General features: G+C 61.0%; 11 protein-coding genes and 1 pseudogene. 11 read left to right on the top strand and 1 reads right to left on the bottom strand.

The annotated features are described in order from the left end of the window. The first annotated feature begins 33 nt into the window (after positions 1-33). Positions 34-582, top strand: a complete 549-nt coding sequence (locus tag AC5RTY_RS04505) for a MarR family winged helix-turn-helix transcriptional regulator (protein WP_494139067.1) — start codon at positions 34-36, stop codon at positions 580-582. Between the two features lie 46 nt (positions 583-628). Here the strand turns inward: AC5RTY_RS04505 and AC5RTY_RS04500 are convergent, their stop codons facing one another. Then, positions 629-1,189, bottom strand: a complete 561-nt coding sequence (locus tag AC5RTY_RS04500) for a MarR family winged helix-turn-helix transcriptional regulator (protein ID WP_494139066.1) — start codon at positions 1,187-1,189, stop codon at positions 629-631. Between the two features lie 114 nt (positions 1,190-1,303). Between AC5RTY_RS04500 and AC5RTY_RS04495 the strand changes: the two genes are divergently transcribed. From AC5RTY_RS04495 to AC5RTY_RS04450, 10 genes and pseudogenes are all read left to right on the top strand, one after another. Further along, complete coding sequence (locus tag AC5RTY_RS04495; RefSeq protein ID WP_494139065.1) at positions 1,304-2,521, top strand: homogentisate 1,2-dioxygenase; 1,218 nt, start codon at positions 1,304-1,306, stop codon at positions 2,519-2,521. After that, entirely contained in the window at positions 2,518-3,375 is an 858-nt protein-coding gene (locus AC5RTY_RS04490; RefSeq protein ID WP_494139064.1) for a hypothetical protein, read from the top strand. The genes AC5RTY_RS04495 and AC5RTY_RS04490 overlap by 4 nt, the downstream gene beginning before the upstream one ends. A 45-nt stretch (positions 3,376-3,420) precedes the next feature. Then, positions 3,421-4,656: a fumarylacetoacetase gene (gene fahA / locus AC5RTY_RS04485; RefSeq protein WP_494139063.1), complete on the top strand. Its 1,236-nt coding sequence runs from the start codon at positions 3,421-3,423 to the stop codon at positions 4,654-4,656. Positions 4,657-5,751: 1,095 nt separating this feature from the next. Further along, the gene (locus AC5RTY_RS04480) at positions 5,752-6,597 is read left to right on the top strand and encodes a crotonase/enoyl-CoA hydratase family protein (RefSeq protein ID WP_494139062.1); all 846 of its coding nucleotides are present in this window, start codon (positions 5,752-5,754) and stop codon (positions 6,595-6,597) included. After that, positions 6,594-8,729: an acetate--CoA ligase family protein gene (locus AC5RTY_RS04475; protein ID WP_494139061.1), complete on the top strand. Its 2,136-nt coding sequence runs from the start codon at positions 6,594-6,596 to the stop codon at positions 8,727-8,729. Before AC5RTY_RS04480 ends, AC5RTY_RS04475 begins: the two co-directional genes overlap by 4 nt. Continuing rightward, complete coding sequence (locus tag AC5RTY_RS04470) at positions 8,726-10,102, top strand: 3-hydroxyacyl-CoA dehydrogenase (protein ID WP_494139060.1); 1,377 nt, start codon at positions 8,726-8,728, stop codon at positions 10,100-10,102. Before AC5RTY_RS04475 ends, AC5RTY_RS04470 begins: the two co-directional genes overlap by 4 nt. Before the next feature lie 35 nt (positions 10,103-10,137). Further along, the gene (locus AC5RTY_RS04465; protein WP_494139059.1) at positions 10,138-10,986 is read left to right on the top strand and encodes an amidohydrolase family protein; all 849 of its coding nucleotides are present in this window, start codon (positions 10,138-10,140) and stop codon (positions 10,984-10,986) included. Positions 10,987-11,032: 46 nt separating this feature from the next. Continuing rightward, positions 11,033-12,187: an acyl-CoA dehydrogenase family protein gene (locus AC5RTY_RS04460; RefSeq protein ID WP_494139058.1), complete on the top strand. Its 1,155-nt coding sequence runs from the start codon at positions 11,033-11,035 to the stop codon at positions 12,185-12,187. Between the two features lie 215 nt (positions 12,188-12,402). Further along, the gene (locus AC5RTY_RS04455) at positions 12,403-13,200 is read left to right on the top strand and encodes an IclR family transcriptional regulator (RefSeq protein WP_494139057.1); all 798 of its coding nucleotides are present in this window, start codon (positions 12,403-12,405) and stop codon (positions 13,198-13,200) included. Between the two features lie 83 nt (positions 13,201-13,283). Then, positions 13,284-13,547: pseudogene (locus AC5RTY_RS04450) on the top strand (IS5-like element ISMt1 family transposase); the annotation flags it as partial. Between the last annotated feature and the right edge of the window lie 14 nt (positions 13,548-13,561).

Here is a 13,561-nt window from a genome sequence, read left to right as displayed (position 1 = left end):
GAAGGTCAGAGTGGAGCCGTGTACGCTGGCGCTGTGGATAAGGACTTAACAGGCGGCGGCCATAATGACGAAATTGATTACTGGGAGCTGGTCGAAAAGGCCCAGGCGATCGTTCCCGCCGCTCTCAGTGATGTCGACATGGAGGCAAGTCGCCTTGTGATGTCGCTGAACCGTGCTATGCGAGTCGTTATCTACGACCTGGAGGTGCAGACGTTGAAGCCATTAGGGCTCACGGACTCGGTCTTCCGGCTGCTTTTCGTGTTGTGGACTGCCGGGCCGTTAAGCCCCCATCGATTGGCGCGGCTGTCGGGTATGCCCCGGCCAACGGTCTCGAGCCTGGCATCGAGCCTTCGGGAAGCCGGCCTCATCGACCGAAGGAATGACCCCAGTGATGGGCGGGCAGTGACGCTGCACCTTACTGAGCAGGGTGAGGCAGCCATTGCGGAGTCTTTTGCTGCCCACAACCGACGGGAAACTGAATGGGCCTCCACTTTGACGCCGATCGAGCGCAAGGTGCTCACCATGCTCCTGGAAAAGCTCATGGAAGGCCGGATAAAAATCGGCGCTGTTGAGCGGGGCTGACGCCTCGGTTTGACTGCCGCGATCCGAAACCCTTCTGCGTCTGGAGTTATTTTCGCTGCCGCGCCCCGACGGCGCCTCTCTGGGCCATTAGCTTTTCGAGTAGCCGCACCAGAGTGGTCCGTTCATCCTCGCTGAGAGCACCCGCCCACTGGCTCTCTCGTTCGTTCTGCCTGGAGAAGTCGGCACGAATGCGTTCCGTGCCGGATGCCGTGAGATGCAGCGTGACCGAACGGCCGTCGTTAAGGGATTTACGCCGCTCCAGCAGGCCCTTTTTCACCAAGGGCGCGGTGAGGTTCGAGACAGCTGCGCGGCTCATGCCTGTGACTAACGCCGCCTCATTCGGGCTGAGGGGCCCAGAGACCCACAGCGCCAGCAACAGTCGGAAAGTGGGCCAGCTGCCACTGGCCGGCCGGTGAATAGTGGATTCGAAGTCGTAAATCACGGTGGAGGACGCGCGGTTCAGGGACAGGAAGACTCGGTTTGCGGTGAGATCCGCTTCTGGAAACTCCTCGGAAATATGGCGCTGTGCCGCGTCGACGAAAGCCCAATAGCCCGGCAGCCCCCTGGTTTGGTGGCTGGTGGGGTCTGAAAGGTCGCTATGGGGCACGGTCCAATTCTAGGCGAAGGTTGCCCATAGGTGATACATGGCTTTACTATCTGGGTAGTACATGCCTTTACTAAATGACAAGGTTTGGTCTCGCGCATCGAGAAGGAGAAGACCATGGCGTACTACCGCCAGTTGGGGATCGTGCCGCAGCAGCGCCACACCCTCTTGAGGGACAAAAACGGAAATGTTCTCTACGAGGAACTCATGGGAGAGGAGGGTTTCTCTCTCGACTCGGCTCTGCTATACCACCGGTACATTCCGTCGGCCCTGGTTGGTGCCGGAACCTGGGAGGTACCGGACCAGAGCCTCACGCCCAACGACCCACTGTTGCCGCGCCACCTAAAGCTTCATGACCTCTTCGATGGCGACCAAGTGCCGGAGGTCGATGCCGTGACGGGCCGCCGGCTCGTGCTGGGCAATGCCGACGTCCGGATTTCCTATGGTCATGTCGGCAAGACCTCCCCGCTGTACAAGAACGGGATCGGCGATGAATGCGTCTACGTCGAGCGTGGATCCGCTCTGGTCGAGACGCAGTTTGGCGCCTTGGAGGTGTCGGAGGGGGACTACATCGTCATCCCGAGGGCGACGATCCACCGGTGGGTGCTGCGGGACGGCGAGAATGCCCGGCTGTACTTCATCGAGGCGAACTCGCACATCGCCCCGCCCAGACGCTACCTCTCCCGGTACGGACAGTTGCTCGAGCATGCCCCTTACTCCGAGCGGGACCTGCGCGGCCCATCGGAGGTCCTTCTGCGGGAGGAAAAAGACGTCGAGTTGTACATCAAGCACCGCGGGCGCGGCACCTCGGGCATCCAGGGCAGCATCCACGTCCTGCCGAACCACCCCTTCGACGTGGTCGGCTGGGACGGCTGCCTGTACCCCTACGTTTTCAACATCAAGAACTACATGCCTATCACCGGCAAGGTCCACCAGCCGCCGCCCTCCCACCAGGTCTTCGAGGGGCAGAACTTCGTCATTTGCAATTTCGTGCCCCGCAAGGTTGACTACCACGAGCTCGCGGTGCCGGTTCCGTATTACCACTCGAACGTGGATTCGGACGAGATCATGTTCTACGTCGACGGAGACTACGAGGCACGCAAGGGCTCCGGTATCGGCAAGGGGTCAATCTCCATCCACCCGGGCGGCCACCCTCACGGTCCCCAACCCGGAGCTATCGAGGCCTCCCTGGGCGTTGACTACTTCGACGAGACGGCAGTCATGGTGGACACCTTCCGCCCACTCGAGCTGGGCGAAGCCGCCTTGGCCACAGACGACGGCGTCTACGCCTCGTCCTGGACCGGTGGCCGCTGGCAGCCGGAGGTGCGGCGGTGACGGCCGTTTCGGCCCTGCAGACGGTCCCCGCCGAGTTCGCGAGATTCTTTGATGATGCCGCGACCTTTCCGCCCGGCCTCGCACCCTTGGAGCGGGCCATCAAAGACCATGTGTCCCGGTGGTCCAATCCGTTCAGCAGTGCTATCGGCCCGGCTGTCCTAGCCCTCAAAAACCTGCCGGAAGCGCGACGAATCGCCTCACGACTGGATCGCGATGGACGCGCCGTGGAAGTGTCCGCCGTCGTGCCGGCCGGCAAGCTCAAAGAAGCACTGGAAGCCGTCGCCGAGCTCGGGCCCGAAATCGCAGTCGTCGCACTGGAGCTGAAGACCGACCCCGGCGTCCGCGACGTGTGGACCTCGCAGATCCAGGAAGCGAAGGGGGTGACAGGCCCCGAGGTCTTCGTAGAGTTGACGACAGGTCAGATCGGTGAGGGCGCACTCGACCTTCTGGAGGCGAACTTGCAGCTAAAGTACCGCACCGGCGGTATGGAGGCTCACCTCTTCCCGAGCCCGGAACAGCTGGCCACAGTGATAGTGGCCGCCGTGTCCGCGGGCCTGCAGTTCAAATTAACCGCAGGGCTCCACGAGGCAGTCCGCCATACTAACCCGACCACGGGCTTCACCCATCATGGATTCCTCAACATCGCCCTGGCAACCGCAGCTGCCCAAGCTGGTGACCCCCTGGGCACCGTGGTGCAAATCCTTACCGAGACCAACCCCGCACCGCTCACCAAGCTCGCCAATACCTCCGATGGATCTTGGCGCGCCTCGTTCAGATCCTTCGGGACTTGCAGCGTCAGCGAACCGGCCGAAAGCCTGAGGCAACTGGGGCTGTTTCCACCAGGGCTGGCCTGAGATGAAGAGCCGTCCGCAGATCACTGCCGAAAGAGAGACACACCTGTGACTACCGCCGCCGCCCGCTTTGCCACCGAGGGCTTCGGCCCCGAGAACCTGCCGTATGGCTCGTTTTCCATCGAAGGAGGGAAGGCGCGCCTGGGGGTGCGTTTGGGAGATCATGCCATCGACCTCGGGGCCCTCGCTCGTGCACTTCAGGACTCCATACCCAGATTGCCGGAAGATGCTCTTCCCGCTGTGACCGCACCCAACCTCGACGTGCTGTTGGCCGCCGGCCACAGCGTATGGACGGCTGTGCGGACGTGGCTCATCGACGTGGTAACCACCAATGGCCTGGACGACACCGTGCAGTCCTGCTCCTACCCCTTGGATCTGATCACCCTGCAGATGCCATTCACGGTGGCAGACTACGTCGACTACTACGCCTCCGAGCACCACGCTTCCAACGTGGGACGGATTTTCCGGCCGGACCAGGCCCCGCTTCTGCCCAACTGGAAGCACCTGCCCGTGGGGTATCACGGTCGGGCCGGAACCGTCATCCCGTCCGGGCACAGTATCCTGCGGCCCAAGGGCCTCCGGCCGGAAGCAGACGGCACGCCCAGCTTCGGCCCCACCCGCAAGTTGGATATTGAGGCCGAGCTTGGCTTTGTATTAGGCGGAGCAGCTCCGTCCGGTGAGGTATCGACCAGTCAGGCCGCCGCTGAGCACCTCTTTGGCGTGGTGCTGTTCAACGACTGGTCCGCCCGTGATATTCAGGCCTACGAGTACGTGCCTTTAGGGCCGTACCTGGGCAAGTCCTTCGCCTCGTCAATATCTCTTTGGGTGGTGCCGTTCCAAGCCTTGGAATCCGCCCGCGTTGAACCGCCGAAGCGGGAGCACCAACTTGCGCCCTACCTTGAGGACACGCAGGACGGCCCATGGGGATTAGACATCACCATGAATGTCATCCTCGATGGGGAAAGTGTCGCAAGGCCGCCGGCGAGCTCGTTGTACTGGACCGCGCCGCAAATGGTGGCGCACATGACCGTCAACGGTGCCGGCCTCAGACCGGGAGACTTCCTTGGCTCCGGCACAATATCAGGACACAAGGAAGGTCAGCGTGGGTCCTTCCTCGAACTGTCTTGGGGCGGAGAGTCACCCCTCGCACTGGCCGACGGGTCCATGATGACATTCCTGCAGGACGGTCAGACGGTCACCTTGACTGCGACTGCACCCGGACCGAACGGCTCCATCATAGATTTCAGCGAGTGCACCGGCACCATCGCCCCGGCCAACATCTGAGGTTCACCGAAACGCTCCCGTAACCCATCGGTGCACAAATAATTGCGCTCGTGGCTAACGGCATACAAGTACCGCCGGCCGCAGAGGCCTCAAAGTCAGCTTTGGGTAGTGGACTCACAGATCGTCCCGATAGCCGCCCCTTCACCGGGCATTATTGCGGGCGGGATATCCGCGCATCTCGAGACGCCGCAAATACGGCGTTTCAGTGTCCTAAACCTTGCAGGAGGAGTGGCGCGATGAGGGACCGGCTAATGAGGCGTTCCGGCCGTGCTGAGTTTTCGGGAGGATAACGATCCTGGCTATGTCATTGGTCGAAGGCCGGCTCTGCTGCTTGTCTGGAACTTCGGTTGATCTACTGATGGACTGGCGAGAAAGGCATCGAGCCTGTCCGGAGTTACTGCTCTTAAATTGATCGTGGACAGAGACCTAAGCCTTGATCCACCGATCGGTTGTCGGTGGATCAAGGCTTAGGTCTCCTCCATGGGCGGATCGGGCCCAGGTCACCGCTGCGAAGGCAGGCCAGCCGCGCCATCTGCGCTGATGTGCAGTTTCCGCAGGTCCTCGATCCTGCAGTTTAGTTCGTCGTTATTGGCCGACTGCATCAACCCCGGCCTCTGATCGGCGGTGGATGGGTCGATGGCGACACCCAGGTTAGCCAACTCAGGGAGAAACCCACGAGGTCAACCTCGGTCAGCCCCATCGCCTCGATGAAGCCAACGGCGGCGTCGGCCATCTCCTTGACTGCAGGGGCCACGGTTCCGCTTGACGCGCTCCTCTCCGCCCTGCGGCAGGCACACGAATACAAAGGCTTTGTCAGGAATGGTGGTCTTCGTCGGTATCACTACACTCCGGCCCGGCGCAGCTCTGACTTTTCCGTCCCTTCCCCGCTGACCTGACGCAAGACATGGGGCAGGCCGAGGCTGGAAGCTAACCCCGGTGGGCGGCAGCGGAAGCCCTTCCCACGTAGAGGAACAATCCGATCCGACTGGTTGTCCTGTCAGCGGTCCACATAACCTGACTGAAGACGAATAAAGGGTGGACGTTCCCGCGCTGAGACTACGTTGGCGGCCCACCGCAATGCCAACTACTACCTCAGTGCACGACGAGCAGATGGAGAGCGTGATGACAGATTCCGAAATCATCTACGAGCTGGACGGTGAGATCGCACTGGTCGGGATCAATCGCCCGCAAAAGAGGAATGCTCTGCACAATGCCATGTTCGTCGAGCTCGGGAATGCCGTCGAGCGGGCAGGCATGGAAGCACGGGTCGCCGTCATCTACGGTGTTGGTGAGCACTTCTCGGCGGGCCTAGACCTTGCCCAGATCCGTGAGTCCATCGCGAAGGACCCTTCACGCAAGCTGCAGATCGGCCAGCATCCGCCGCATGTCGCATTCAACAAGATCCAGCGCGGCCCTATCCCAGTGGTGACGGCCCTGACCGGAGCCGTCATCGGCGCAGGCCTCGAGGTGGCAGCCTCCGCCCATTTGCGGGTTGCGGACCAGTCGTCCTTCTTCGGGCTGCCTGAAGCACAGCGCGGCATTTTCGTCGGCGCCGGTGGTTCCGTCCGCATCCAGCGCCTGTTGGGGACGGCTCGGATGACCGACATGATGCTGACCGGTCGCATCCTCTCGGCCGCCGAAGCACTTGAGCAGAATCTAATTCAGTACGTCGTCGGAAACGGTACGGCACTGGAAAAGGCGTGTGAACTCGCATCCAAGATCGCCGGCAATACGCCGGAGTCCAACTGGGCCATTACGCAAGGTCTGAGCCGGATCAACGACCTGACCTACGACGACGGCCTCTTCTTCGAAACCCTCGTAGCACGCAGCTCGGTCTCGCCCTCCTCGCACTCGAGGCTTACGGATTTCGTAGAGAAGAAGGCCACGCCCCTTGCCCGCCCCGAGACCAACAACTGTTTCCCGGAGGAACAATTCACATGAGCCTTGCTATGAAGACCAACACCGTCTCCAAACTGCTCAAGCCGAAATCGATCGCCATTATTGGTATGTCAAGCAAGCCTGGCGCCCCCGGCGGCAACCTGCTCTCGCATCTGGAACTGTGCGGATTCTCCGGGGACATCCACCTCGTAGGGCGCAGCGGAGGGGAGATCAACGGACGGCCAGTTCTGACTGCTATCTCCGACCTGCCCGAGAACGTCGACCTGGCCCTCATCGCGCTTCCCGCGCCAGCCGTGCCTAGCGCGATCCGGGAACTAGCGGAACGCAACGTCAGCGCCGGCATCGTCTATGCGTCCGGCTTCGCCGAACTCGGTGAGGAGGGCCGTGCTCTTCAAGCCGAGATCGCAGCCGTCGCCGACAACACAGGCATCCGGTTGGCCGGTCCGAACTGCATCGGTTACAACAACTACGTCCAGGGCTTGCGCACTGTTTTTCTGCCGGGGGGCTCACCATTGCCTCTACTCCCCCAGGGATCAAACGGTGCCATCGCTGTCCTTGCACAAAGCGGCGGCATCATGGCGTTGGTCGCATCGGGCCTCAAAGCACGCAAGGTGCCGGTGTCCTACGCCATTTCCACTGGGAACGAAGCAAGTCTGACTCTCGCCGACTATCTCGACTACCTGGCCGATGATCCTTCAACGGGAGGCATCGTCATGTACGTCGAGGACGTTCGCGATCCAGAAGCCTTCGTTGCCGCAGTGCAAGCCTGCCGAGCACAGGGCAAGAATGTCGTAATGACTCATACCGGCCGTAGTGAACGAGGCCAGCAGGCCGCGGCATCGCATACCGGTGCACTGGCTGCCGACTATGGGGTCATGAAGGCTCTGGCGACCCGAGCGGGTGCCTGCGTCGTCGAATCTCTAGACGAATTGATGGACGTATCGGAGATACTGACACGTAATCCACATCCATCTGCAGGCGGGATCGGCTTTGCGACCACTTCGGGAGCCTTCTGTGCTATTGCGCTGGACGAAGCATCGTCGCTGGGCATCAAGGTGCCGCCACTATCGCCCGAAATCGCCACCAGACTGAGTGAACGATTGCCGTCCTATATGCCCGCGTCGAATCCGTTAGACCTTGGCACGCTCATCACCGTCGACCCGGAACTGTACTACGACGGCGTAAGGGCTCTGCTCGATGATCCTCGCATTAGATCGGTCGTCGTCGGCGTTCCCTTCGCTACACCGGAAAACAACGAGATCATGTTGCGGAATATCGTGCGCGCGGCCGAGGGCAGCAGAAAGTCAGTTTTGATCGGCCTCTTTGCCGATGTCACTCCCGTTCCCGAAGCACTTCGGGATTACGCCGCTGCCCACGGGATTGTTATCTCCACCTCGCCTGAACGACTAATTCGAGCCGTCGCCGCGATCAACCACTACGCGCAGGCTGTGGAATCCGCAGCAGTTGCCGTCAAGCCCAACCTGCCCACCTCCATGCTCGATTTCGGCCAGGAAGTTCAGGTCGAATGGGCAGGTAAGGCCCTAATGTCCAGACTGGGGGTCCCGGTGCCACAGGGCGGGCTGGCGACCAGCATGGTAGAAGCTCTCTCGATCGCTCAAGAGATCGGCTATCCAGTCGTGGCCAAAGTGCAGTCCGCGGCACTGAAGCACAAGACCGAGTCGGGTGGCGTCGTACTGGGAATCCAGGATGATCAGAACCTGCGTGAAGTGTATGCCGATCTCACCGAGCGTCTCGGAAGCATCGATGGGATCCTCATCGAGGAGATGGCTAGTGGCGGTCTGGAGCTGATGGTCGGTGCCAGCCGCCATCCATCCTGGGGACCGGTTGTGGTTGTGGGCCTCGGCGGCATCTGGGTCGAGGCGCTCAACGACGTCCGGCTATTACCACCCGACCTCACCGTCGACGAGATCATCACCGAGCTGCATCAGCTGCGTTCTTCGAAGCTGCTGGGTGAGTTTCGTGGCCGCGCCGCACTTGATTTGGAGTCCATCGCCGAGGTCGTGGCCAAGATTGGGCAGCTTATGATCGCCCGACCTGACATCCACGAACTAGACATCAATCCCCTGCTTGCTCGTCCCGACGGCGTCGTGGCCCTCGATGTCCTGCTCTCGCTGTCGGACGGCGGAGCCGAGACGGAGGTGATCGAAAGATGAAGGCTGAGCGGCCAGACTGGCTTCGTGCCAACCTATCTCCAGTGATTGACAGTGGCGCGGCCGCTGCTCATGCGGAAGCCGTCCAGCAAGGCGCAGCCAAGGCCAACGACTTTTCAGAGATCCAGACCGGCTGGAGACCTGAACACGCCGGTGTCGTCGGCGCGGGCACGATGGGTGGTGGAATTGCTATGGCATTCGCCAATATCGGAGTCCCCGTCACTCTGATTGACCGTTCAGAGGAGACAGTCCAACGGGGCATCAGCCGGATCCGCACTAACTATGAACACAGCGTGAGTCGTGGTCGACTCAGTCAGTCTGAAGCCGAGCAGCGCATCGCGCTCATCCACGGGGCAACCTCGTATTCCGCCCTAGGTACCGCCAACGTGATCATTGAGGCTGTCTTCGAGGACCTCGCACTCAAGCGGGAAGTCTTTGCTGCTCTCGATGTTCACGCCGATTCCGGCGCCCTGTTGGGCACGAACACGTCCGGACTGGACATCGACGCGATCGCGAGTGCCACATCTCGCCCAGAACAGGTCATCGGCACGCACTTCTTCAGCCCCGCCAATGTGATGCGGTTACTCGAGGTCATACCGGGCAAGAAGACCTCTTCGGAATCACTTGCCACGGTTATGAAGCTCGGAGCCCTTCTCGGCAAGATCCCCGTTAAGGCGGCGAATACTCCGGGATTTATCGGTAATGCCATGCTCGCTGACTATATGCGGCAGACAAATTTCCTGGTAGAAGAAGGCTCCTTTCCAAAGGATGTCGATCGCGTCCTGGAATCATTTGGATTCGCCATGGGAGTATTCCGGGTCGGCGACATGGCAGGTCTGGATATCGGAATCGACGCCCGCCGTGCAGCCATCACGACTCGACCGACTGACCGGAGGTACTCCGATCTGCAATTTCTCGCAGTCGACATGGGACGCTTGGGACAGAAAACCGGCGCAGGCTGGTATCGATACGAGAAGGGTTCCCGGACCCCAGTTACGGATCCCGAGATGGAGCGGGCCATCACAGAATATTCAGCCCGCATCGGTATCGAACGCCGCCATGTCTGTGACGATGAAATCCTTGCACGGTGTCTCTATGCGTTAGTCAACCGAGCGGCTTGGCTGCTGGGCCAGGGAACCGCCGACCGCCCTAGCGACATCGACGCCGTCTATGTCACCGGCTACGGCTTCCCGGCCACCGTCGGAGGTCCAATGTACTGGGCCGACCAAGTAGGGCTGGCCGACATCGCCGCTGACATCAAAAGACTCCACGAGCTGAACGGCGCGTGGTGGGAGCCTGCGCCCCTATTGCTCGAACTCGCCCGGACGGGCCACACCTTCAGCGATCTCGACACAAGACAGGGGGCCGCCTGGTGACTATCTACGCACCGAGGATTGACCTAGAGAAAATCGTGGCTATTGACATGCATACCCATGTCGAAACCTCATCCGAAAGCGGAGAACATACCGCTGATGAGCGAAAAGACCAGATGGCCACATACTTCAAAAGAGAATCGGGCACTGGATCGGGGACTCTTCCAGAATTGGCTGCATACTACCGGGAACGGAACATGGCAGCCGTGGCCTTCACCGTTGACAAAGGACCGGAGCACCCGGACCAGAAGGTCTCCAATGAGGAGATTATCCAGCTTGCAGCGGAGAATAGTGACGTCGTTATTCCGTTTGCTAGCGTGCATCCGGATCGAGGCGAAGAGGGAGTGCAGCTCGCCGAACGGTTGATCGTCGAGGGCGGGGTCCGCGGTTTCAAGTTCCATTCCAACGTCCAGGGCTTCTTTCCCAACGATCGCAAGGCCTACCCGCTGTATGAGGTCCTCAATGCCCATGGCGTGCCAGCCCTGTTCCACACGGGTCAGAGCGGTGCGGGCGCAGGCGCCCGTGGCGGAGGTGGGATCCGCCTGAAGTACTCCAACCCCATCCATGTCGATGACGTCGCCGTGGACTTCCCCGACATGCCCATCGTTCTCGCCCACCCGTCGTTCCCGTGGCAGGACGAGGCGCTGGCGGTGGCAGTCCACAAGCCACAGGTGTACATCGACCTGTCCGGCTGGTCACCCAAGTACTTCCCGCCGAACCTAGTGCAGTATGCCAACACGCTGCTGCGGGATAAGGTCCTCTTCGGCAGTGACTTCCCGTTGCTCACCCCCGATCGCTGGTTCAAGGACCTCGACGTAGTCGGTATCCGAGACGAGGTCCGACCCGGACTCCTGAAGGCCAACGCGGTCAGGTTGCTCGGTCTCTGACCGGCTGCCGCGCTGATCCCACCCCATCTTTGTCACTGGAGCACTAATGATCGACTTCTCCCTCTCAGAAGAAGAGCGCGCAGTACGCGATACAGTGCGCTTGTTTGTTGACCGCGAGCTGAAACCCCTCGAGCATGACGTCCTTCAAAATGAGATTGCCGGCAGGCCGTCACTGGATCCGGGGACCCTGAAGGCACTTCAGGACCAGGCCAAGTCATTCGGTTTCTGGGGCATTACTACACCCGAGGACTACGGCGGCATCGAGCTCGGCCAGGTCATGCATTCCATCATCGAAATGGAACTCGGCCGTACCTTTGTCCCATTCCAGTTCGGTGGTGCCGCTGACAACATTCTGTTCGACTGCACGGACGAGCAGAAGGAGGCTTACCTCTTTCCCGTCATCGAGGGCGCGCGAAAGGCGTGCTTTGCGATCACCGAGCCGGACGCTGGCTCCGACGCCACTAACCTACGGACCACGGCGCGCCGCGAGGGCGATGACTGGGTCATCAACGGAGAAAAGACCTTCATCAGCGGCGGCGCCGACGCCGACTTCTGTATCTTATTCGCGAATACCGATGACGGCGTCACAGCCTTCCTCGTGGACAGGGACATGGGGTGGACGTCCTCCCCCATCGCACTGATGGGAGACTGGGCCGCAGCGGGCCTGAGCTTCGATAACGTCCGCGTCCCCCACCGCAACCTCCTGGGAGAGCCTGGTGGCGGCATGAAGGTGGCCCTGAACTGGATCGGCCAGAAGCGGTACGTGATCCCGTCCAAGGCCGTCGGCGCGGCTGAGCGTCTGCTGGACATGGCGATCGATTATGCGAAGGTCCGCAAGTCCATGGGCAACGCGATCGCTGACTATCAGGCCATCCAGTGGCAGATCGCTGACAGTCAGGTCGAGATCGAGTCGACGAAGTGGCTTACCCTGTATGCTGCTTGGCGTTCGCAGCAGGGCATGGATGCACGTCACAGTACGTCGATTGCCAAGCTCCACGGATCAGTCATGGCCAACCAGGTGGTTGATCGGGTTTTGCAAATCCACGGTGGCATGGGCTACGCCAAGGAGCTCCCCATTGAGCGCTGGTACCGCAACGTCCGCGTCTGGCGCATCTTCGAGGGCACCGACGAGATTCAGCGACGCACCATCGCCCGGAACCTGCTGAAGGGCCACGCCTCCTTGGGCATGATCGGGGAGTGATGCGGGCGGGTCGGTACTCCACCACCGAGAGCGAGCCCACGGTGGTGGAGTACCGCGAGGTCCGTATGTGACACCTCCAGTTGCACCCTCTTCCCTGCCAGTCAGGTTGCCTTGACCAGCCCGGATAAGGAAGCGCATATGACGAATGGAATACCCGACTACGCGCGCACCGCCAGTTCCCTGGCGCTTGGTACTATTCGGTGAACGGAGAAGTGATGCCAGACCCCTACGCCTATGCCCTCGACTCTGCGGCAAATGCACTCCGCGTGGTGGCCCTGTTGCGTATCCATCGAGCGGTGACCGTGACTAACGTGAGCCGCGAGCTCGGGGTTGCCAAGTCCACGGCGCACCGCTTGCTTTCGACGCTGGTGGCGGAGGGCTTTGCTCTGAGAGACCCGGTCCACCGCCGGTATCACCCCGGGCGGGCCCTTGTCGAACTTGGGCTGTCGGCGCTGGATGACATCCGACGGAGAAGCAGTGTGAAATTCCCCCTGACGGCCTTGGCGGAACAGGTTAAGGAATCGGTGAAGTTGTTGGTGCTCGATGGCCAGTACACACGAATCGTCCAGACCGCGGACGGTAATCACAGTGGTCGTGTGGGAGAAACCATGGGTCAGCTGCTGCCTGCCAACACAACCGCTGGCGGCAAGGTGCTCTTGGTTGGAGAGTCGCTGGAGGCCCTGAACAACCGCTTTAACGGGACTCTGCCTTCCCAGACGGAGAGTTCAATCAGCGACTGGGACGCCCTCATGGACGAACTCCGTTTAGTCCGGGAACGAGGTTGGGCATCGAGCGTCGGCGAGGCCAATCCCGAACTCAGCGCCCTCGCGGTGCCGGTCCTGGGTCGCGACCGCCAGGTCGTCGCCGCACTCTCAGTGGTGGCTCCCGTGCAGCGGATGACGCCGGAGGATCAAATTAGGATTCTGAGGCACATGTTCGCAACGGCATTCGGAATGAATCCGCCTTTTGTTTCAAGCTGGACGGATGGTTCGTTTACGGGGCCATTCGGATGAATTGCGGTCCGTGCTGGAACTTGTTCTACGGACTGATCCCTATCGCAGGGCCGGGCGTGGAATGACCACAGTGGTGAATCCTGTTCGGCCTGCTGGCCGACAAGTCCTATTCCCACCCGTCCACCTGCACAGCCTTAGGGGCACAGCATCCGGGAACGGACTGACCAAGTCCATCGCCGCAAAGCCCAAGGCCCAGCCAGCGGACGCCCGACAGCATTCAACCCCGGCATCTACAAGAAACGCAACACCATCGAAGGCGGCTTCAACCGGCTCAAGCACTGGCGCGGTATCGCCACGCGCAGGACAAATACGCCACGCCCTTCCTCGGCGGGCATACTGCTGGATGCAATCCCTTCCGCTG

It is taken from the genome of Arthrobacter sp. Y3224055 (genome assembly GCF_059090825.1).
The sequence above is the reverse complement of the archived record's forward strand: the minus strand, read 5'-3'. Positions and strand labels throughout refer to the sequence as shown.

Excerpts from the sequence above, each read along its gene's own strand:
- AC5RTY_RS04495 (WP_494139065.1), top strand. The coding sequence starts at position 1,304 with ATGGCGTACTACCGCCAGTTGGGGATCGTGCCGCAGCAGCGCCACACC.
- AC5RTY_RS04475 (WP_494139061.1), top strand. The coding sequence starts at position 6,594 with ATGAGCCTTGCTATGAAGACCAACACCGTCTCCAAACTGCTCAAGCCG.
- AC5RTY_RS04470 (WP_494139060.1), top strand. The coding sequence starts at position 8,726 with ATGAAGGCTGAGCGGCCAGACTGGCTTCGTGCCAACCTATCTCCAGTG.
- AC5RTY_RS04460 (WP_494139058.1), top strand. The coding sequence starts at position 11,033 with ATGATCGACTTCTCCCTCTCAGAAGAAGAGCGCGCAGTACGCGATACA.
- AC5RTY_RS04455 (WP_494139057.1), top strand. The coding sequence starts at position 12,403 with ATGCCAGACCCCTACGCCTATGCCCTCGACTCTGCGGCAAATGCACTC.